Source organism: Janthinobacterium sp. BJB301 (assembly GCF_002735685.1).
Classification (GTDB): domain Bacteria; phylum Pseudomonadota; class Gammaproteobacteria; order Burkholderiales; family Burkholderiaceae_D; genus Janthinobacterium; species Janthinobacterium lividum.
Window position 1 is genome coordinate 240,370 of the sequence record NZ_PDZJ01000006.1, and the last position, 20,331, is coordinate 260,700.

Consider the following 20,331-nt stretch of genomic DNA (forward strand, 5'->3'; position numbering starts at 1 on the left):
CTAAAGCACAGCTCCGCTTCTCGGCCACAACTCACTTCCGCTCGCTACGCTTCTGTCAGGCGCTAGAACGGCGCAGTGCACGAATCCCAACCTTGCCGAATAGATAAAAATAGAAACGCCATGCATACAAAATCCATCAAACAGCTGTCCACGCTCTTGCAGAACAAGGAGATTTCCGCCGTTGCGCTGGCGACGCATTTCCTCGACCGCATCGAAGCAGACAACTCGAACGCCTTTTTGCACGTCGACCGTGCCCTGACCCTGGCGCAGGCTGCCGAGGCGGACGCACGCATCGCCGCCGGCACGGCCACGCCATTGACGGGCGTGCCGATCGCGCACAAGGACTTGTTCGTCACCAAAGGCTGGCGCACGACGGCCGGCTCGAAAATGCTGGCCGACTACGCCAGCCCGTTTGACGCCACCGTGGTGGAGAAATTCCGCGCGGCCGGCATGGTCACTCTGGGCAAGGTCAATTGCGATGAATTTGCCATGGGCTCCGGCAACGAGAACTCGGCCTTCGGCGCCGTGCGGAATCCGTGGGACAAGAATGCCGTACCAGGCGGCTCGTCCGGCGGCTCGGCCGCCGCCGTCGCGGCTGGCCTGACGCCAGCGGCCACCGGCACCGACACGGGCGGCTCGATCCGCCAGCCTGCCGCTTTTTGCGGCATCACCGGCATCAAGCCGACGTATGGCCGCGTCTCGCGCTTCGGCATGATCGCCTTTGCCTCGTCGCTGGACCAGGGCGGCCCGATGGCCCGCTCGGCCGAAGACTGCGCCCTGCTCTTGAGCGCCATGGCCGGCTTCGACGAACGCGACTCGACCAGCCTGTCGCCGGAACAGGGTGGCGTGGCGGAAGATTTTTCGCGCGATCTTGACCAGCCCCTCACGGGCTTGCGCATCGGCGTGCCGCGCGAATACTTTGGCGAAGGCTTGGCCAAGGACGTGGAAGCGGCCGTGCGCGGCGCGCTGGCGCAGTATGAAAAGCTGGGCGCCACCCTGGTCGATATCTCGTTGCCGAACACGGCCCTGTCGATTCCCGCCTACTACATGATCGCGCCGGCCGAAGCGTCGTCGAACCTGTCGCGCTACGACGGCGTGCGCTATGGCCACCGCGCCACCGAGTACAAGGACTTGCAGGACATGTACAAGAAGTCGCGCGCGCAGGGCTTCGGCCCGGAAGTACAGCGCCGCATCATGGTCGGAACCTATGTGCTGTGCCACGGCTACTACGACGCCTACTACCTGAAGGCGCAAAAGATCCGTCGCCTGATCGCGCAGGATTTCGACGCCGTGCTGAATGGCCCGAACGCCGTCTGCGACGTCATCATGGGACCGGTCGCGCCGACCGTCGCCTGGGACCTGGGCGACAAGACGGATGACCCGGTGGCGAACTACCTGGCCGACATCTACACCCTGTCGACCAGCCTGGCCGGCCTGCCCGGCATGTCGATTCCATGCGGCTTTGGCGACGGCGAGAAAAACAGCAAGCGCCCCGTCGGACTGCAAATCATCGGCAATTACTTCGGCGAAGCCAGGCTGCTGAACATCGCTCACCAGTTCCAGCAAGTGACGGACTGGCATACGCGCAGCCCTGCAGGCATTTAAGAAAAAATTCGCGCCGCCCAGGCGGCGCCACCAAAAAATAAGCGAGAACACTATGCAATGGGAAGTCGTCATCGGTCTTGAGAACCACGTGCAGCTCACGACCGAATCCAAAATTTTCAGCGGTTCGCCGATCAAGTACGGCGCCGAAGCCAACACGCAAGCGAGCCCAGTCGACCTGGCGCTGCCAGGCGTGCTGCCCGTGATGAACAAGCAGGCCGTCGACCGCGCGATCCGCTTCGGCCTGGCCGTCGGCGCCACCGTCGCGCCGCACTCGGTCTTCGCGCGCAAGAACTATTTTTATCCGGATTCGCCGAAGGGCTACCAGATCAGCCAATTCGAAGACCCCGTCGTCATCGGCGGCGCCCTGACCTTCGGCTATGAAAAGGATGGCGAATTCGTCACCAAGACGGTCAACCTGACGCGCGCCCACCTGGAAGAAGACGCCGGCAAATCGCTGCACGAAGATTACGCAGGCATGAGCGGCATCGACTTGAACCGCGCCGGCACGCCGCTGCTGGAAATCGTCTCGGAACCGGAAATCCGCAGCGCCGCCGAAGCCGTGGCCTACGCCAAGGCGCTGCACTCGCTGGTCATGTGGTTGGGCGTGTGCGACGGCAACATGCAGGAAGGCTCGTTCCGCTGCGACGTCAACGTTTCCGTGCGCCCCGTCGGCCAGAAGGAATTCGGCACCCGCTGCGAAATCAAGAACCTGAACTCCTTCCGCTTCATCGAAGAAGCCGTGCACGTGGAAGTGCGCCGCCAGATCGAACTGATCGAAGAAGGCGGCAAGGTTGTGCAGGCGACGCGTTTGTACGATCCGGACCGCAAGGAAACGCGCGAAATGCGCAGCAAGGAAGACGCGCAGGATTACCGCTACTTCCCGGACCCGGACTTGCCGCCGCTGGTCATCTCGCAAGCGTGGATCGACACCGTCAAGGCATCGATGCCGGAACTGCCGGCCGCCATGCGCGCCCGTTTCATCAGCGAATACGCGCTGCCGGACTACGATGCGCTGGTGCTGACGCAATCGAAAACCATGGCCACCTATTTCGTCGCCGTGGTCGACAAGGCCGGCAAGGAAAACGCCAAGGCCGCCGCCAACTGGCTGATGGGCGACGTGTCGTCGACCCTGAACCGCGAAGGCGTGGACCTGGATGACGCGCCCGTCTCCGCCGCGCAGCTGGCCGCCATGCTCAAGCGCATCGCCGACGGCACGATCTCGAACAAGGCGGCAAAGGAAGTCTTCGCCGGCATGTGGGAAGCAAAGTCCAGCGACGAGCATCTGGTCGACGCCATCATCGACGCCAAGGGTCTGAAGCAGATCTCGGATTCGGGCGCCCTGGAAGCCATCGTCGATGAAGTACTGGCGGCCAACGCCAAGTCGGTGGAGCAATACCGCGCCGGCAAGGAAGCGGCCATCAACGCGCTGATCGGCCAGGCCATGAAAGCATCCAAGGGCAAGGCCAACCCGGCCCAGCTGACGGAACTGCTGAAGGCCAAGCTGGCGGGCTAACTCTCCCCCATCCCCAAAAAAGACGCTGCGGCGTCTTTTTTTTCGCCTGTACGCATCGTTTATAAACAGTATTGTCTAGACTTTTCCTCTTCCTTCAAGGGCATTTGCAGACCGCCTCAAATTAAAGTATACATTTTTGTCTACAAGGTTTAATCTAGCCATATTGAATTTCAGGCAAGAGGAAAACAGCATGACCAAGACGCACGACATCCCGAAACCGACGGCAGCCGAACTCGATCTGCTGCAGGCACTGTGGCCGCTGGGCGCCGCCACGGCCAAGCAGGTGCACGAGGCGATGGCGCTGGCCAAGCCTGCCATCACGTATGGCACCGTGCTGCGCCTGATGCAGATCATGCACGGCAAGGGCTTGCTGATCCGCGACGCAAGCCAGCGTTCGCACGTGTATGCGCCGGCCCAAGCGCAGGACAGCCTGCAGACGAATCTGCTCAAGGAATTGATGCAGAAAGCCTTTGCCGGTTCGGCCAAGGCACTGGTGCTGGCGGCGCTGCGCACGGGCGTGTCGCGCGCCGAACGCGAGGAAATCGAAAAAATGCTCAAGGACGATCAGTCATGAACGGCTTCGTGCCGGCGCTAGGCTGGACCCTGCTGCACTTCCTGTGGCAAGGCTTGCTGATCGGCTGCGCCACGGCGCTGGCGTGGGCGGCCCTGCGCAATGCGCGTGCGGAGGCGCGCTACGCCGTCGGTTGCGGCGCCCTGCTGGCCTGCCTGGCATGGCCGACGGCGGGCTTGTGTCTGCGCCTGGCCGGCGGCGATGTCACCGGCGCCCGGTACTCCAGCGCCTTGCTGCCGACCGCCCTGCTGGCGCCCGACAGCCTGCCCGACCTGGACCTGCTGCTGCGCGCCATCGTCGGCGTGTGGGCGCTGTGCGCCGCCGTGCTGGCCGTGCGCATGGCGATGGGCATGCTGTGGATAGAGCGCAGCGCCAGGAACACCGGCGCCACGCATGGACAACTGCAGACAAGGCTGTCGCGCATGGCCCAGGATGCCGGCGTGACGCGGCCCGTGCGGCTGCGCGTGCTAAACGGCATCGCCAGCCCGCTCACGGCCGGCATCTGGCGCCCCATGGTGCTGGTGCCCGCTTCGCTGGTCACCGGCATGCCGCCGCACCTGCTCGACGCGCTGCTGGCGCACGAACTGGCGCACATCCGGCGCCACGACTATCTGATCAACCTGCTGCAAAACGCCATCGAGGCGCTGCTGTTCTTCCACCCGGCCGTCTGGTGGATTTCACGCGGCGTGCGCCTCGAACGCGAACACATTGCAGATGATTTCGCAGCAAGACAACTGGGCGAACCGCGGCGTCTGGCTCTTGCACTCTCGGAACTGGAACGCCTCCAGTTCTCAACCCACCACCTGGCCCAGGCGGCCAACGGAGGAGATCTTATGTCACGTATCAAACGATTGCTGCGCCCCGCACCACAAACCCTGAACTGGAAAGCGGCCGTGCCGCTGCTGGCCCTGGCCGGCGCCTGCCTCGGCATCTACGGCCAGGCCATGGCCGCCGACAGCGCACCCGTGCTGGAACGCCGCCCCGTCATCGACTTTGGCGTCTGCGGCAAGCCGGTCTGGCCAGCCGCATCGCTGCAGGCGAAGGAAGAGGGCACGGTCAACATGTCCTTCGACGTGAATGCCAGCGGCAAGGTAACGGGATCGAGCGTGGTCAAAAGCAGCGGCCATCCGGCCCTCGACGAGGCGGCGCGCAGCGGCATCGCCAAGTGCACGTTCAAGCCGGCCCTCGCTGGCGGCAAGCCGGTCAGCGCCAGCGTCAAGGTGCAATACGTCTGGAGCCTGAACTAAAAGCAGCGGCGGCGGCGTTGCAACATCGCAGCAGCGCTGCCGCCACCCGCTTGCGGGTATGATCATGGATTCTTCCACGCACCTGTGAACACGCCATGAACAAGATCAAAACCGGCCTGGTGGGCTACGGCTTTGCCGGCTCCACCTTCCACGCTCCCGTCCTGTCCACCATCGAGGCCCTGGAACTGACGGCCGTCGCTTCCAGCAAGCCGGAGCTCGTACACAAGGATTGGCCGCACGCGACCGTGTATGCGGAAGCGGCACAGCTGTTTGCCGATCCGTCCATCGAACTGGTCGTCATCGCCGCGCCCAACGAAGCGCATTTCAGCCTGGCGCAGGCGGCCCTGCAAGCGGGCAAGCACGTGGTGGTCGACAAGCCATTCACCATTTCCAGCACCGAAGCACAGAGCCTGATCGCGCTGGCAAAAGAGCGCAAGCTGGTGCTCAGCGTATATCACAACCGCCGCTGGGATGGCGACTTCCTGACCCTGAAAGCGCTGCTGGCACAGGGCACCCTGGGGCGTATCGCCAGCGTCGAATCGCATTTCGACCGTTTCCGCCCCGAGATCCGCCAGCGCTGGCGCGAGTCCGGCGCGCCGGGCGGCGGTTTGCTGTACGACCTGGGCCCGCACATGCTGGACCAGGCCATGCAGCTGTTCGGCCAGCCGGAAAAGCTGTACGCCGATATCGTCCTGCAGCGCGATGGCGCGCAAGCCGTCGACTACATGCACATCGTCCTGTACTACGACCGGCTGCGCGTGGTGCTGCAGGCGGGCTGCCTGGTGAAGGCGCCGACGGCGCGTTTCGCCGTGCATGGCGACAAGGGCAGTTTCGTGAAGTTTGGCCTCGATCCGCAGGAAGATGCCCTGAAGGCGGGCGGCAGGCCGGGACAGCCCGGCTGGGGCGTGGACCCCGTGCGCGGCGCGCTGCACCTGGGCACGCAGCCGGACGGCCATTTCGAACACCTCGAGATGCAGGCGGGCCGCTACCAGGACTTTTACCAGGGCATGGCCGACGCCATCCGGCACGGCGCACCGGCGCCCGTGGCAGCCGAAGATGCGGCAGCGACGATACGCCTGATCGAACTGGCGCTGCAAAGCGCGGCCGAAGGGCGCGTGCTCGCAGTCAGTTGATCGACGTCAGTTGATAACGAAGGCCAGCACCACGGCGCCCAGCGCCAGCAGGGCCAGGCCGCAAAGGAACAGCAGTTCGCCCCACCATTCGTGGCGCAAGCGCGACTGGCCGGGGCGCAGCGACATGAACGAGAGCACGGCGCTGACGAGAAAGACGATGGCATCGATGGCCAGCAGCTTGTCGATGGCCACGCGTACCTCGCCGCGCGGTGCCAGGTGCCCGATCGACAGCACCGTCATGCACACGCCGACCATCGTCGCCGACGTGGGCAGGATATGGGCAGACAAACCGCGCGCCGGCACACCCCGCTCGGGCGCCTTGCCGTCGCCCGGCATCAAGGCCGGCCCTGGTTCGTTCCCGCCGGCCAGACCAGCTCCACGCGCGCGGACGATCCCGCCTTGACCTGCACCTTGCGTTCCAGTGTCTTGCCGGCCAGCGTGGCGCGCAGGCTGTAGCTTCCCGGCGGCAGTTTCGCCAGCAGGAACGGTCCGCTGGCCGTCGTTTCCAGCACCGGCGCGCCCTTGGCGTCGCGTACTTCCAGCTTCACGTCGGAGGCAAATTCCGCCTTGCCCGCCGCTTGCACGGAAAACACGAGACTCAAGGGCCAATGCCGGCTGGCGCCCTTGATGGCCGTCGATTCATCGAGGCCGATGCCGCCGCTCAGGTATTCCACCGCCCCGCTTTTCTGCACGGGCGGCAGTGCGCTGTCGGTTTGGGCCTGCGCCGCACTTCCCAGCAACAGCCCGGCGGCCAGCATTACCGCCGCCAGGTTCAAGGTACCGCGTCTGTCTGGTGCCATCTCACTCTCCTCATGTCGGTTGAATCAAGATAGGAAGCGCAGCTTAGGCCAGTCTTAGGTTAGCGCCGGCGCATGGCCTCGGCGATCTTTTGGTCCGTCTTGTACTGGCTCAGCGCATATACGGCCCAGATCGTCGCTGGCAGCCAGCCGATCAAGGTGATTTGCAGGATCAGGCAAATGATGCCGGCGATCGGACGGCCGATCGTGAAAAAGGTCAGCCACGGGAGTAACAGGGCAATCAGCAAGCGCATCGTTCGTTCCTTGAGTATTCCCCTGTACCGCGGGGACCGGGCCGGCATGCGCCGGCGGTGAATTCAGTTGAACCGATTATAACGATACTGGCGCCTCACGGCGCTACGGGTGCCAGCAGTTTCTCCATCCACGCCAGGATGGCCGCGAAGATCACGTCGCGGTTCACTTCATTGAAATTCTCGTGATAATTGGCCGGATAGTAGTGATAGTCGAGCAAGCCATCGGGCACGCTGCGCAGCATGCTCTCCGTGGCGCGGCTGTTGGCCAGCTTGTCGTCGCCCGCCACCACGGCGAACAGGGGGAAGCGCCAGTCCGACAAGCCACCCGCCAATTCCTTTTGCGCCGACGTCAGCGCATGGGCAAAGCGCACCGACGCCGCACTGGCGCGTATGCCGTCGCGCTCGTCCTGGAAATGGCGCGCGGTGATGGTTTGATCGTGCGTCAGCAGCATGGTCAAATTTCCTAGCGGCACCTTCATCATGGGGAAGCGCTGCGCCAGCCAGCCCGATAGCATCTGCAGCACCTTCGGCACGGGAATCGCATTCACGTAATACGGCGATGAGATGATGAAGCCTTTGATCGCCGGGTCGCCCGCGAAGCGCCGCAGCCCCAGGTGCGTGGCGATCAGGCCGCCCATGGAATGGCCCATGACGAATACGGGCAAGCCCGGATACGCCTGCTTGACCCAGGCGAGGAACAGCTCCGCGTCGTCGAGGAAGGCATCGAACGAAGGGATATCGACCTTGCGCTTGCCATCGTGGCCCACCATGTCGAAGCTGACGGTGGCGAAGCCGTGCTGGCGGAAATACAGCGCCGGCGTGACGTAATCGCCCGCATGCGCCATGCCGCCGTGGATCGCCAGGATCACTGCACGTGGCGGGATGTGCTCCGGCTGCCAGATGTGGATTGGCCGCTCGACCTGGTCGCTGCACAGCAGGCTGGCCATCTTGTCTTCTGAAAAACGCATCGCTGCTCCTGTCATGCCCTGTCACGCCTTCAGATGATCGATCAACTGGCGCGCATACAGGGGTAATTCACTGAACTGGCGCACGCAGATTGTCAGATTGCGTACCGACCAGGGATCGGATAATTCAAGGCAGCGCAGCGCCATCGTCTGCTGGCAGCGGCTGGCAGCCGCCAGCGGCACCACGCTGATGCCCACGCCGCTGGCCACCATGCGGCAGACGGCATCGAAACTGCGCAGGCGCACGCGCACCTTCAACGGACGCCCCAGGCGCGCCGCATGCATGCCCAGGTACTGCTGCATCGCGCTGTCATCGGCCAGGCCGATGAAATCGTGATCCAGCACGCTGGCGAAGTCGACGACGCCATCCTGGCCCAACGCGCGGTGGTGCACGCCGTCGGCCGCGGCGATGACCACCAGCCGGTCGGGGCGGAACAGGAACGTCTGCAAGCCGCGCATGTCGACCGAGTCGGACACGATGCCCATGTCGGCCAGCCCTTCCGAGACAGCCTTGACGATATCGTAACTGAGGCGCTCTTCCAGGTCGATGGTCAGGTTCGGATGGCGGTCGAGAAAAGCGCCTAGCGCCTCGGGCAAGAACTCGCTGAGCGCGGCCGTATTGCACAGCAGCCGCAACTGCCCTTTCAAGCCGCGCGCAAATTCGCCAAGCTCGCCGCGCATTTTCTCCATTTGCAGCAGCACCAGGCGCGCATGATGCAGCAAGGTCTGGCCCACGGGCGTCGGCTCCACACCGCGCCGCCCGCGCAGCAGCAGGGGCATGCCCAGCATCTCTTCCATGCCGCGCACGCGCGCGCTGCTGGAGGCCAATGCGAGATGGCTGCGCGCGGCGCCCGCCGTCAGGCTGCCCGCCTCCACCACGTTGACAAACAGCTGCAAATCGACCAGATCAAAGCGCATGGCGGCTCTCCTTTTCGCCATCTTATCAGCCTTCGTATTTTACTAAGGCTGACTCAAAATAATCCACCTTGGCGAAATCCCCGGGCAAGCGCAGAATCCACGCAAAATCACTCTGGATAAAAAAGATGGAGACGTCATTCCTGCTGGCTGTCGGCGCCAGCTTCCTCGTCGCTGGCTTCGTCAAGGGCGTAGTCGGATTGGGCTTGCCGACGGTAGCCATGGGCACGCTCAGCCTTGTCATGCCGCCCGTGCAGGCGGCAGCCCTGCTGATCGTGCCATCGATGGTGACGAACGTCTGGCAACTGGCGGTGGGTCCCGGCCTGCGCGCCCTGCTGCGCCGTTTGTGGCCCATGCTGGCGGCCGTCATGGCGGGCACCCTGGCGGGTGGCGCCCTGCTGCCGACCGACAGCGGGACCTGGGCCGTCGTCGCGCTGGGCGTGGCGCTAATGCTGTACGCGCTGGCCGGCCTGTTCTCGCTGCAGTTGCGCGTACCGGCCCGACACGAAGCGTGGCTGGGGCCCGTCGCGGGCGCGGCGACAGGGCTGGTGACGGCCGCCACGGGCGTGTTCGTCATCCCCGCCGTGCCATATCTGCAGGGACTGGGGCTGGGGCGCGATGCACTGGTGCAGGCGCTGGGCCTGGCGTTTACGGCATCGACCGTGGCGCTGGCGGCCAGCCTGGCCCTGCACGGCGACTTCAGCCTGGGCGCGGCGGGCGCCTCCGCGTATGCGCTGCTGCCGGCGCTGGCCGGCATGCTGGCCGGTCAATGGCTGCGCGGACGCATCGCGCAGCAGGTATTCAAACGGTGTTTTTTTGCCGGGCTGTTCGCCCTGGGCTTGCATGCGGCGCTCAAGCCATGGCTGGCGTGATGCAGATAGACTGGCAAGGGGACAGCGCGCTGTGCGCGTGGATCGACGGCCAGCAGGTGGCCATGCTCGACATCAGCAAGTGCGGGGACGGGGTGACGGTGAACATGCTGTTCGTGAAACCGCCATTCCGGCGGCGCGGCATCGGCGGCGCGCTGCTGCGGCGGCTACTGCAATGCCATCCGCAAGCTGCCACCGCCTGCAGCGACCCGCGGCTGCGGGCGCTGCTGGACAAGACGACTTAAATACCGTAGCGCGTGCGGTAGGCGGAAACAGCCTCTTTATGTTTCAGCAGTTCCGGATCGGCGCCCGCGCCATTCAGGTAGCCGAACAAGTCGTCCAGATTGCCGATCGAGATGACGGGGATGCCGTACTGTTTCGACACTTCCTGCACCGCAGAACTTGGCGACAGCTGGCCGTCCGGGCCGGAACGCTCCATGCGGTCCAGGGCGATCAGCACGGCGCATGGCTCGGCGCCGGCGGCACGGATCATGTCCACCGATTCGCGCACCGAGGTGCCGGCCGAGATCACATCGTCAATGATGACGACCTTGCCATGCAGCTTGGCGCCGACGATGGTGCCGCCTTCGCCATGGTCCTTGGCTTCCTTGCGGTTGAAGGCGAACGAAGTGTTGCGGCCCTTGCCGGCCAGCGCCACGGCGGTGGCCGATGCCAGGGTGATGCCCTTGTAGGCGGGGCCGAACAGCATGTCGAATTCGACGCCCGAGTCGAGCAGGGTCTGCGCGTAGAACTGCGCCAGCTCGGCCAGGGTGGCGCCGTCGTGGAACAGGCCCGCATTGAAGAAGTACGGCGACTGGCGTCCGGCCTTGGTGGTGAACTCGCCGAACCGCAAGACTCCCTTGGATACTGAAAACGCGATAAACTGCTGGCGTAAATTATTCACATTAGCCTCATTTTTTAAAAGTGCCTGTATTTTAATCCGCGCGCACCGGCGAGACAATCGCCATGCCGCGCCCGCCGGCCCCGTCCAGCGCCCTTTCACTCTCGACCTATGCCAAAAATTATCTCCGCCAACCTGAACGGCATCCGTTCCGCCGCCAAAAAAGGCTTTTTCAACTGGATGGGCACGCAAACGGCCGATTTCATCTGCGTACAGGAATTGAAGGCGCAACTGCCCGACATGACGCCGGAATTCCTCAACCCGCACGGCTACCATGGCCATTTCCACTACGCCGAGAAAAAGGGCTATTCCGGCACAGGCGTGTACAGCAAGGTCGAACCGGACGCCGTGCATATCGGCTTCGGCAGCCCCGAATTCGATGCCGAAGGCCGCTATGTGCGCTGTGATTTTGGCAACCTGTCCGTCATTTCCGTGTACTGCCCGTCCGGCTCGTCCGGCCCGGAACGCCAGGAAGCCAAGTTCCGCTTCATGGAACTGTTCCTGCCGCACCTGCTGGCATTGAAGGCGCTGGGCCGCGAAGTGGTCATCTGCGGCGACTGGAACATCGCCCACCATGAAATCGACCTGAAAAACTGGAAGGGCAACAAGAAGAATTCCGGCTTCCTGCCCGAGGAACGCGCATGGCTGACGCGCGTCTTCGACGAAGTGGGCTTTGTCGACGTACACCGCGGCCTGGACAAGCGCGAAGACCAGTACACCTGGTGGAGCAACCGCGGACAAGCCTACGCGAAAAACGTGGGCTGGCGCATCGACTACCACGTCGCCACGCCCGGCATCGCGGCCCAGGCGCATACGGTCAGCGTCTACAAGGACGAGCGTTTTTCCGACCATGCGCCGCTGATCATCGATTACACGCTCAAGAGCTGATCTTTGACACGTCGCGGGTGGTGTCGGCTTACGCCTGATCTGCCGTAGGTCGGATTAGGTCCGCTGGAGCGTAATCCGACAACATTGTTGGCTGTGTCCTTGGTGGCGTGGGTTACGCGAGCACGCGCCGGCTTTCGAAATGGCGCATCTCGCCCGTCAACGGGTCGGCAAATTCGATGGCCCGCGCCAGCAGCTGCAAGGGCTGCGACATGTCGTCTTCCTTGCACGGCAGGGCCACCGGGTAAAACGCATCGTTGACGATGGGGATGCCCAGCGACGCCAGGTGCACGCGCAGCTGGTGCTTGCGCCCCGTGTGCGGCTGCAGCCGGTACAGGTTGACGTCGCCGCGCTCTTCGATCACGTCGATGATGGTTTCCGAATTCGGCTCGCCTGCTTCCTCGCGCATGAGGAAAAACTGCTCGCCTTCGACCATGCGGCTGCGGTAGGCAAATGGAAAATCGCGGCCATCGAGGCGCGGCGCCAGCGCCTCGTACGTCTTGCGCACTTCGCGGCGCTGGAACAGCGATTGATACGCGCCGCGGCTGGCGATCTGGCGCGAAAAAATCACCACGCCGGCCGTCTCGCGGTCAAGGCGATGGATCGGCGTCAGCTCGGCGCAGTCCAGCTTTTTCTTCAGGCGCGTCAGCAGGGTCTCCTGCACGAAACGCCCGGCCGGCGTCATGGGCAGGAAGTGCGGCTTGTCGACCACGATCAAATGCTCGTCCTGGAACAGGATCTCTTCCTGGAACGGGATCGGCGTTTCGCGCTCCAGCTCGCGGTAGTAAAAAATGCGCATGCCGCGCCGGTATGCGCTGTCGGGCGCCAGCACGGCGCCGTCACCGTTGACCACTTCGCCGCGCGCCATGCGGTCCCGCCATTGCGCGGCGCTGATCTGCGGATAGCGCTCGAGCAGAAACGCCAGCATATCGGGCCACTGCCCTTCCGGCAGCCACAGGTAGCTGGGCGCCACACCGTCGCGCATGGGCAAGGGTGCGGCGGTGTGGCGGTTCGACATCCTAGCGCTGCGCGATGGCGTTGCTGCGGTATGGCGGCAAGGCATCCACGCTGACACCCTTGCTGCGCGCGTACAGGGGTAGCACTTGCGTCATGTGGCTGTTCATCTGCGAGATGCGGTCCTTGCCCGACGGGTGGGTCGAGAGGAATTCCGGCGGCGCGCCCGCGCTCACGGCCGCCATCTTCTGCCACAGCACCACGCCGGCGCGCGGATCGAAGCCGGCGCGCGCGGCCAGGTCCATGCCGATCAGGTCCGCTTCGCGTTCATCGTCGCGCGAGAATTTCAGCATCACACCCTTGGCCGCCATATTCGTGGCGGTACTGGTCAGATTCGGGTCGACGCCGAGCCAGGCCGACAGGCCGGCGCCGGCCAGCTTGGCGCCGACGGCGGCCAGGTTGCCCTTGCCGGCCTGCGCCTGCGAATGTTCGCGCAAGGCGTGCGAGATTTCATGGCCCATGACGACGGCCACTTCATCGTCGGTCAGGTTCAGCTTGGTGATGATGCCGCTGTAAAAGGCGATCTGCCCGCCCGGCATGCAAAAGGCGTTGACCTCGTCCGAGTTGAGCAGGTTGATCTGCCAGTTCCAGCTGGCCGCCGCCTCGTTCCAGCGCGTGGCGAACGGGATGATGCGCTGGGCGATGGCGCGCAGGCGTTTCACTTGCGGATCGCTGTCCGGCACCAGCGCATTTTTTTCCTTCGCTTCGTTGACCAGCTGCGTATATTGCTGCTTCGATTGTGCATTGAAATCGGCGCCGCCGGCAAAGATGCGCGAGGTCGACAAGGGACGCACCTTGATGCCATCCTGTACTGTCGCCTGCTGGGCGGAGACGGACAGGGGCGCCAGCGCGGTGGCCGCGCACAGGCTGGCCAGGACGGTGTAACGTTTAAGGGATATTGGTGCCATTGGCAGACCTCCATGGAGCGATTTTAGGCAGCATCATCATGGCCGGGAAGGCCAGGAAGAAGCAAACGATGAAAAACGAGAACCAGCCCAGCTCGGCGACGAGGAAGCCCACCGAGGCATTGATCAGGGTGCGCGGCACGGCGCTCAGGCTGGAAAACAAGGCATATTGCGTGGCCGTGTAGCGCGGGTCCGTGGTGCGCGACAGGAACGCGACAAAGGCGGCCGCACCCAGGCCCAGGCTGGCGAAAGCTTCGAAGCCGATCACGGCGCTCAATAGCATGGTGTTCGGCCCCACCTGCGCCAGCCAGGCGAATCCGAGGATGGCGATGGCCTGCAGCGCGCCAAACACCCACAGGCCCCGGTTGATGCCCAGCTTGAGCATCCAGATGCCGCCCACCACGCCGCCGGCCAGGCTGGCCCAGAAACCCGTGGTATTGGCGGCCAGGCCGATCTGCGTCATGGAAAATCCCAGGTCGAGATAAAACTTCGTCGCCAGCGCCGTGGCCATGCTGTCGCCGATTTTGTAGAGTAATACGAAGGCGAGGATCCACATTGCGTTACGCCAACCATCACGCGCGATGAACTCCTGGAACGGCAAGATGATCGCTTCGCGCATGGTCTTCGGCGGCGAGCCATACACGGTCGGCTCCCTGATCAGCAAGGTGCACACGAGGCCTGGCAGCATGAAGGCGGCCGTGATCCAGAAAACGGGCTGCCACGGCATGCGGTCGGCCAGGATCAGCGACAGCGCACCCGGCACCATGCCCGCCACTTTATACGCGTTGACGATGACGGCGGCGCCCAGGCCCTGCTCGTTATCGCTGAGGATTTCGCGCCGGTAGGCGTCGATGACGATATCCTGGCTGGCCGACAGGAAGGCCACGCCGCCGGCGGCGGCCGCGATCAGGCCGATCTGCGTGAGCGGATCGAGCATGCCCATGCCGCCGATGGAAAAGAACAGTGCCACCTGCGTCAGGGCCATCCAGCCGCGCCGGCGTCCCAGTCCCAGGATGCGGTAGCGGTCCATCAGGGGCGCCCACAGGAATTTCCAGATGTACGGAAACTGCACCAGGGCGAACAGCCCCAGCGCCTTGACGTTCAAGCCCGACTTGGCCAGCCATGCCTGCAGCAGGTACAGCAGGATGAACAGGGGCAAGCCGGAACTGAAGCCCAGCACCAGCACGGCCAGCATGCGGCCATTGGCATAGGAACGCCAGCCTGGCGCCGGGCTTGTGGTCATCAATGCACCGCTTTTTTACGCAGGCGGAAGACGGCCAGGTCGCCGCGCAGGTTCGGCAGCACGGAGACCATCTTGCCTTCGGCCAGGGCCACGCATTCGATCACTTCCAGGCCGCATTCCTCGGCCAGTTCGCGGAAGTCATTGATGGTTGCGCAGCGTACGTTGGGCGTGTCATACCACTGGTAAGGCAGCGATTTCGACACGGGCATGCGGCCTTTGAGCAGCGCCACGCGGTGCGGCCAGTAGGCGAAGTTGGGGAACGAGACGATGGCCTCGGCGCCCACGCGCACGATGTCGCGCAGCAACGGCTCGACCTGCTTCATCATCTGCAAGGACGACAGGCACAGCACCGTATCGAAGCTGTTGTCGCCAAAGATCGCCAGGCCCTTCTCCATGTCTTGCTGGATCACGTTCACGCCGCGCACGGTACTGGCCAGCACCTTGTCATCGGCGATCTCGATGCCGTAGCCGCTGCACTCCTTGTCGCTTTGCAGATACTGCAGCATCACGCCTTCGCCGCAGCCCACGTCCAGCACATGCGCGTTGTTCGGCACCCAGTGGGCGATGAAGGCCAGGTCGGGGCGCAGCGCGCTCAATTCGTCAAAAGTCATGCGGTCTCCTTCGCGCCCTGGCGGACGGCGGTGTGCTGTGCAGGAGCGGGCAAGCCCGCCCCGATGTCGTTCCATACCTGGCCATAATAGGCGCGCACCATGTTCATGTAGCGCGCATCTTCCAGCAGGAAGGCGTCGTGGCCGTGCGGCGCATCGATTTCCGCATACGTGACCTGGCGGCGGTTGCATACGAGCGCTTCGACAATCTCCCGGCTGCGCTCGGGCGAAAAGCGCCAGTCGGTGGAAAACGAGGCGAGGAAGAACTTGGCCTTCGTGCCCGACAGGGCCTTGGCCAGGTCTCCGCCATGCGCGCGCGCCGGATCGAAATAATCGAGCGCCTTGGTGATCAAGAGATACGTGTTGGCGTCGAAGTATTCGGAAAACTTGTCGCCCTGGTAGCGCAGATAAGATTCGATCTCGAAGTCGATGCCGAAGCCGAATTTGTAGTCGCCCGTCTGCGCCGCGTCGCGCAGCTTGCGGCCGAATTTCTCGGCCATGTCATCGTTCGACAGATACGTGATGTGGCCCACCATGCGCGCCACGCGCAAGCCGTTCTTCGGCACCACGCCATGGGCATAGAAATCGCCGCCATGGTAATCGGGATCGGACAGGATGGCCTGGCGCGCCACGTCATTGAAGGCGATATTCTGCGCCGACAGCTTGGCCGTCGAGGCGATTACCACGCAGTGGCGCAGGCGCTCGGGGAACATGATGCTCCACGCCAGCGCCTGCATGCCGCCCAGGGATCCCCCCATCACGGCGGCAAACTGCCTGACGCCCAGTTCATCGGCCAGGCGCGCCTGCGCGCTGACCCAGTCTTCCACCGTCACGACGGGGAAGGAGGCGCCATACGGCTTGCCGGTGGCGGGATTGGTGTGCATGGGGCCCGTCGAACCGAAGCAGGAACCCAGGTTGTTGACGCCGATGACGAAGAATTTGTTGGTATCGAGCGGCTTGCCGGGACCAACCATATTGTCCCACCAGCCCGTGCTTTTCGGTTCATCCGCGTAGACGCCGGCCACGTGGTGCGAGGCGTTCAGGGCGTGGCAGACCAGCACCGCGTTCGATTTGTCGGCGTTCAGGGTGCCGTAGGTTTCATACATCAACATATAGTCTTGCAGCGATGCTCCGCTTTGCAGCTGCAAGGGTTGCGCAAAATACATGGTTTGCGGCGAAACGATTCCAATGGATGACATGTGTGTCGGTTTATAAAAGGAGGTTGGCCCCACGGGCCATAGTCGATGCAGCACCGCGATGATAGGTGCTGCAACTTTAGCATCAGGACACATCTTGCCGCGCGCGATGTGTCCCGATGCCGATAGGGTGACAGTTTACATGAGCTGCAACTGTTGTACGGCTTCCGCGATCACATTTGGTTCCATGGAACGCATAATTTTGCGCATTTGTGGCGCAATCAGGCCCAGGTCGCTGTTGAGGATCTCTTGCTTGACCGCCAATAGTTGCGCCGGATGCATGGAAAACTCGCGCAGCCCCATGCCCAGCAGCAAGCGCGTGAGCTTCACGTCGCCCGCCATTTCACCACAGACGGCCACGTCGATGCCCGCCTTGTGGCCGGCGGCGATCGTCATGGAGATCAGTTGCAGCACGGCCGGGTGCAGCGGGTTGTACAAATGCGCCACCTCATAATCGACGCGGTCGATGGCCAGCGTGTACTGGATCAAGTCATTCGTGCCGATCGACAGGAAATCCATGCGCTTGACAAACATGGGCAGGGCCAGCGCCGCGGCCGGGATCTCGATCATGGCGCCCACTTCGACCTCGTCGTCGAACTTGACGCCCTCCTCGCGCAGGCTGGCCTTCGCCTGCGCGATCATGGCCAGCGACTGGTCGATCTCGAACGCATGCGCCAGCATGGGAATCAGGATGCGCACCTTGCCAAAGGCGGAGGCGCGCAAAATGGCCCGCAGCTGCGTCAGGAACAGTTGCGGCTCGGCCAGGCAGTAACGGATGGCGCGCAAGCCCAGGGCGGGATTCAATGCCGTATGGTCGGCCTGGTCGAGCGGCTTGTCGGCGCCGATGTCCAAGGTGCGGATCGTCACCACGCGTCCCTTCATCGACTGCACCGTGTTGCGGTAAGCTTCGAACTGCTCGTCCTCTGTGGGAATCTTGTGGGCGCGGCCCATGAACAGGAATTCGGAGCGGAACAGGCCCACGCCGCTGGCGCCCGATTCCAGCGCAAACGGGCAATCCTCGGGCAACTCGATATTCGCCAGCAGGGTGATGGGCGTGCCGCATTTGGTCACGGCCGGCGTCTTTTTCAGCTTGCCCAGCTTTTTGCGCGCGCGCTGCATGGCCGTCTGGCGCTCGCGGTACTGTTCCAGCACCAGGGCGCTGGGGTTGGCGATAACGACGCCGGCATCGCCGTCGATGATCAGCCAGTCGTCCTGCTCGATCAGCATCGACGCCTGCGACATGCCGACGGCGGCCGGGATATCCAGGCTGCGCGCGACGATGGCCGTGTGCGAGTTCTGCCCGCCCACGTCGGTGATGAAGCCGATGAAGGAACGGTCGCGGAACTGCAGCATGTCGGCTGGCGAGATATCGTGCGCGACGACGATCATCTGCGCCATCAATTCATCTTCGGCGGCCGCCTTGGGCAACAGCTGCTCGGTGCCCAGCAAGACTTTCAAGACGCGTTCGGCAACCTGCTGGATGTCGGCCTTGCGTTCGCGCAGGTACGGGTCTTCGATTTCGTCGAACTGGGCCGACAATTCATCGATCTGCGTGAGCAGCGCCCATTCGGCGTTGTAGTGACGCTTGCGGATGATGTCGAGCGGCGCTTCGGAAATCATCGGATCGGACAGGATCAGCGCGTGCACGTCGATGAAGGCGCCCAGTTCCGTGGGCGCATCCTTGGGCAGCTCGTTCCACAGGGTTTGCAGTTCCTTGTGGACGGTGGCGATGGCGCTTTGCAGGCGCTGGACTTCGGCTTCGATCTGTTCCTGGGCGACCAGGTAATGTTTGACGTCAAGGGCGGCCGGCGCCAGCAGATGCGCGCGGCCAATGGCGATGCCGCGGGAGACCGGGATGCCGTGGAGCGTGAAAGATGCCATGGGGTGACCTGTCGGAATGCGGCTGCGGCTGCGTTCGGCGGGCATTACTCGCCTTCGCCAAACCTGTCATTAATCAGGGCGGTGAGCGCATCGACACATGCCAGCTCATCATCGCCCTCGGCTTCCAGGGTCACTTTCGCGCCCTTGCCGGCGGCCAGCATCATCACGCCCATGATGGACTTGGCGTTGATGCGGCGCGCGTTGCGGGTCAGCCAGACGTCGCTCTTGAACTTGGCGGCGAGCTGGGTAAATTTGGCGGAAGCGCGTGCGTGCAATCCCAGCTTGTTGATGATTTCGAGTTCTTTTTGAATCATTTTTGTATGGTCTCTATCCCTGAATGCACTACGCTGATGACAATCTTGGCCTATAAAACCCGCCGCCTTCAGGGCGGCGGCCATGTACTTCCTTATTCGCCCACGCGGATGCGGTTATCGACGCGCACGGCGCCGCTTTGCGCACCGGCCAGCGCCATCTCCACCACCACGTCGAGCGTGTCGCGGCGATACGTGATGGCGCGCAGCAGCATCGGCAGGCTGATGCCGGCGATGACTTCCACCCGACCCGCATCGGCCAGCTTGTTGCAGCAGTTCGACGGCGTGCCGCCCTTCACGTCGGTAATCACCAGCACGCCGGAGCCGTCATCGAGGCGGCAGATGGCGTCCGACGCCAGCTTCTGCACTTCCGCCAGGTCCTGGTCGGCGACGACGTCGATGGCTTCAAAACGTTCCGTTGGCCCGCGAAACACATGCGCGCAAGCGGCGATGAATGCCTGTCCCAGCGGTGCATGTGTCATGAGCAAAATCCCTACCATAGTCATTCCACTTTCTAGCGCTGCTGTGTTTGCGCAACGCCATGCTCGACGGCGTCGACAAACATGGCAGCCACGTCAAAACCCGTCTGCTGCATGATTTCCTGGAAGCAGGTCGGGCTGGTGACATTGACTTCCGTCAGATAGTCGCCGATCACGTCCAATCCTACCAGCATCAGGCCGCGCGCGGCCAGGATCGGACCCAGCTTTTCAGCGATTTCCAGGTCGCGCGCCGTCAATGGCTGCGCCACGCCCGTGCCGCCGGCGGCCAGGTTGCCCCGCACTTCGCCCGCCTGCGGGATGCGCGCCAGCGAAAATGGCACCGGCTTGCCGCCGATGACGAGGATGCGCTTGTCGCCCTTGTCGATATCGGGAATAAACCGCTGCGCCATGATGGTTTGCGCGCCGTTCTCGCTCAGGGTCTCGATGATGGCGCCCAGGTTCAGGCCATCGGCCTTGACGCGGAAGATGCCCGTGCCGCCCATGCCGTCGAGCGGCTTGAAGATGACGTCCTGGTGCTTGGCGTGAAAGGCGCGCAGGCGCGCTTCGTTCGACGTCACCAGGGTCGGCGAAGTGAATTCGGAAAACTGGGCGATGGCCAGTTTTTCATTGTTGTCGCGGATGGCGGACGGCTTGTTGAAGACGCAAGCGCCCTGCTTTTCCGCCAGCTCCAGCAGATACGTGCCGTACACGTATTCCATGTCGAACGGCGGATCCTTGCGCTCGATGATGGCGTCCAGGGCCGACAGGCGCACTTCCTCGGTGGAGACCACCTTGTACCAGTCGTGTTCGTCGCCCGTCAGCTCGATGTGCTGTACCCGTGCCGTGACGATGCCCTCTTCCAGCGCCATGTCCTTCTGTTCGAAGGCGTACACGGCGTGGCCGCGTTTGGCGGCCTCGCGCATCATGGCGAAGGTGGAATCTTTGTAAGTCTTGAAGCCTGCCAGCGGGTCGGCAAGGAATGCAATTTTCATGGTGCGTCCAATCGGGGAGCCTGGATAAGGAATGCTTGATTCTAGCC

General features: G+C 63.5%; 23 protein-coding genes. 8 read left to right on the forward strand and 15 right to left on the reverse strand.

The window, feature by feature from the left end:
* Nucleotides 1–120 precede the first annotated feature (120 nt).
* The 5 genes from gatA (at nt 121) to CSQ91_RS26610 (ending at nt 6,069) form a co-directional block, all read left to right on the forward strand.
* Complete coding sequence (gene gatA / locus CSQ91_RS26590; RefSeq protein WP_099390068.1) at nt 121–1,605, forward strand: Asp-tRNA(Asn)/Glu-tRNA(Gln) amidotransferase subunit GatA; 1,485 nt, start codon at nt 121–123, stop codon at nt 1,603–1,605.
* A gap of 37 nt (nt 1,606–1,642) precedes the next feature.
* On the forward strand, nt 1,643–3,118 hold the full coding sequence (gatB, locus tag CSQ91_RS26595) for an Asp-tRNA(Asn)/Glu-tRNA(Gln) amidotransferase subunit GatB (RefSeq protein WP_257217490.1): 1,476 nt from the start codon (nt 1,643–1,645) through the stop codon (nt 3,116–3,118).
* Nucleotides 3,119–3,308: 190 nt separating this feature from the next.
* Nucleotides 3,309–3,692, forward strand: coding sequence for a BlaI/MecI/CopY family transcriptional regulator (locus tag CSQ91_RS26600; RefSeq protein WP_099390070.1), 384 nt, complete (start codon nt 3,309–3,311; stop codon nt 3,690–3,692).
* Nucleotides 3,689–4,936: a M56 family metallopeptidase gene (locus tag CSQ91_RS26605; protein WP_099390071.1), complete on the forward strand. Its 1,248-nt coding sequence runs from the start codon at nt 3,689–3,691 to the stop codon at nt 4,934–4,936. The genes CSQ91_RS26600 and CSQ91_RS26605 overlap by 4 nt, the downstream gene beginning before the upstream one ends.
* Before the next feature lie 95 nt (nt 4,937–5,031).
* Complete coding sequence (locus CSQ91_RS26610; RefSeq protein ID WP_099390072.1) at nt 5,032–6,069, forward strand: oxidoreductase; 1,038 nt, start codon at nt 5,032–5,034, stop codon at nt 6,067–6,069.
* A gap of 6 nt (nt 6,070–6,075) precedes the next feature.
* On the opposite strand, the gene CSQ91_RS26615 is transcribed toward CSQ91_RS26610, so the two are convergent.
* From CSQ91_RS26615 to CSQ91_RS26635, 5 genes are all read right to left on the reverse strand, one after another.
* Nucleotides 6,076–6,405, reverse strand: a complete 330-nt coding sequence (locus CSQ91_RS26615; RefSeq protein WP_052140357.1) for a hypothetical protein — start codon at nt 6,403–6,405, stop codon at nt 6,076–6,078.
* Nucleotides 6,405–6,869 (reverse strand): carboxypeptidase-like regulatory domain-containing protein, encoded by a 465-nt coding sequence (locus CSQ91_RS26620; RefSeq protein ID WP_143451101.1) that lies wholly within the window; start codon nt 6,867–6,869, stop codon nt 6,405–6,407. Before CSQ91_RS26620 ends, CSQ91_RS26615 begins: the two co-directional genes overlap by 1 nt.
* A 59-nt stretch (nt 6,870–6,928) precedes the next feature.
* On the reverse strand, nt 6,929–7,120 hold the full coding sequence (locus CSQ91_RS26625; protein WP_034749384.1) for a YqaE/Pmp3 family membrane protein: 192 nt from the start codon (nt 7,118–7,120) through the stop codon (nt 6,929–6,931).
* A gap of 95 nt (nt 7,121–7,215) precedes the next feature.
* A complete protein-coding gene (locus tag CSQ91_RS26630) occupies nt 7,216–8,088 on the reverse strand; it encodes an alpha/beta fold hydrolase (protein WP_099390074.1) in 873 nt (290 codons plus the stop codon).
* 21 nt (nt 8,089–8,109) lie between these two features.
* On the reverse strand, nt 8,110–9,003 hold the full coding sequence (locus CSQ91_RS26635) for a LysR substrate-binding domain-containing protein (RefSeq protein ID WP_034749390.1): 894 nt from the start codon (nt 9,001–9,003) through the stop codon (nt 8,110–8,112).
* A gap of 125 nt (nt 9,004–9,128) precedes the next feature.
* On the opposite strand from CSQ91_RS26635, the gene CSQ91_RS26640 reads away from it, so the two are divergent.
* Complete coding sequence (locus CSQ91_RS26640; RefSeq protein WP_099390075.1) at nt 9,129–9,872, forward strand: sulfite exporter TauE/SafE family protein; 744 nt, start codon at nt 9,129–9,131, stop codon at nt 9,870–9,872.
* A complete protein-coding gene (locus CSQ91_RS26645; protein ID WP_180278524.1) occupies nt 9,872–10,114 on the forward strand; it encodes a GNAT family N-acetyltransferase in 243 nt (80 codons plus the stop codon). Before CSQ91_RS26640 ends, CSQ91_RS26645 begins: the two co-directional genes overlap by 1 nt.
* Here CSQ91_RS26645 and pyrE read toward each other — a convergent pair.
* Entirely contained in the window at nt 10,111–10,773 is a 663-nt protein-coding gene (pyrE, locus tag CSQ91_RS26650; protein ID WP_035824465.1) for an orotate phosphoribosyltransferase, read from the reverse strand. The two genes, CSQ91_RS26645 and pyrE, sit on opposite strands and share 4 nt — an antisense overlap.
* A 108-nt stretch (nt 10,774–10,881) precedes the next feature.
* Here pyrE and CSQ91_RS26655 point away from each other — a divergent pair, with 108 nt between their 5' ends.
* Nucleotides 10,882–11,658 (forward strand): exodeoxyribonuclease III, encoded by a 777-nt coding sequence (locus tag CSQ91_RS26655; protein ID WP_034784687.1) that lies wholly within the window; start codon nt 10,882–10,884, stop codon nt 11,656–11,658.
* 112 nt (nt 11,659–11,770) lie between these two features.
* Here CSQ91_RS26655 and CSQ91_RS26660 read toward each other — a convergent pair whose 3' ends face one another.
* From CSQ91_RS26660 to gshB, 9 genes are all read right to left on the reverse strand, one after another.
* A complete protein-coding gene (locus CSQ91_RS26660; protein ID WP_070278327.1) occupies nt 11,771–12,673 on the reverse strand; it encodes a pseudouridine synthase in 903 nt (300 codons plus the stop codon).
* 1 nt (nt 12,674) lies between these two features.
* The gene (locus CSQ91_RS26665; RefSeq protein WP_070278329.1) at nt 12,675–13,577 is read right to left on the reverse strand and encodes a M48 family metallopeptidase; all 903 of its coding nucleotides are present in this window, start codon (nt 13,575–13,577) and stop codon (nt 12,675–12,677) included.
* Nucleotides 13,558–14,817, reverse strand: a complete 1,260-nt coding sequence (locus tag CSQ91_RS26670; protein WP_070278331.1) for an AmpG family muropeptide MFS transporter — start codon at nt 14,815–14,817, stop codon at nt 13,558–13,560. Before CSQ91_RS26670 ends, CSQ91_RS26665 begins: the two co-directional genes overlap by 20 nt.
* The gene (gene metW / locus CSQ91_RS26675; protein ID WP_034784683.1) at nt 14,817–15,428 is read right to left on the reverse strand and encodes a methionine biosynthesis protein MetW; all 612 of its coding nucleotides are present in this window, start codon (nt 15,426–15,428) and stop codon (nt 14,817–14,819) included. The genes CSQ91_RS26670 and metW overlap by 1 nt, the downstream gene beginning before the upstream one ends.
* Nucleotides 15,425–16,624 (reverse strand): homoserine O-succinyltransferase MetX, encoded by a 1,200-nt coding sequence (gene metX / locus CSQ91_RS26680; protein ID WP_071653281.1) that lies wholly within the window; start codon nt 16,622–16,624, stop codon nt 15,425–15,427. The genes metW and metX overlap by 4 nt, the downstream gene beginning before the upstream one ends.
* Before the next feature lie 135 nt (nt 16,625–16,759).
* Nucleotides 16,760–18,502, reverse strand: coding sequence for a phosphoenolpyruvate--protein phosphotransferase (gene ptsP, locus CSQ91_RS26685; RefSeq protein WP_034785303.1), 1,743 nt, complete (start codon nt 18,500–18,502; stop codon nt 16,760–16,762).
* A gap of 44 nt (nt 18,503–18,546) precedes the next feature.
* On the reverse strand, nt 18,547–18,816 hold the full coding sequence (locus tag CSQ91_RS26690; protein WP_070254359.1) for an HPr family phosphocarrier protein: 270 nt from the start codon (nt 18,814–18,816) through the stop codon (nt 18,547–18,549).
* Nucleotides 18,817–18,908: 92 nt separating this feature from the next.
* Nucleotides 18,909–19,313 (reverse strand): PTS sugar transporter subunit IIA, encoded by a 405-nt coding sequence (locus CSQ91_RS26695; RefSeq protein ID WP_035824452.1) that lies wholly within the window; start codon nt 19,311–19,313, stop codon nt 18,909–18,911.
* A gap of 14 nt (nt 19,314–19,327) precedes the next feature.
* The gene (gene gshB / locus CSQ91_RS26700; RefSeq protein WP_092612705.1) at nt 19,328–20,284 is read right to left on the reverse strand and encodes a glutathione synthase; all 957 of its coding nucleotides are present in this window, start codon (nt 20,282–20,284) and stop codon (nt 19,328–19,330) included.
* Between the last annotated feature and the right edge of the window lie 47 nt (nt 20,285–20,331).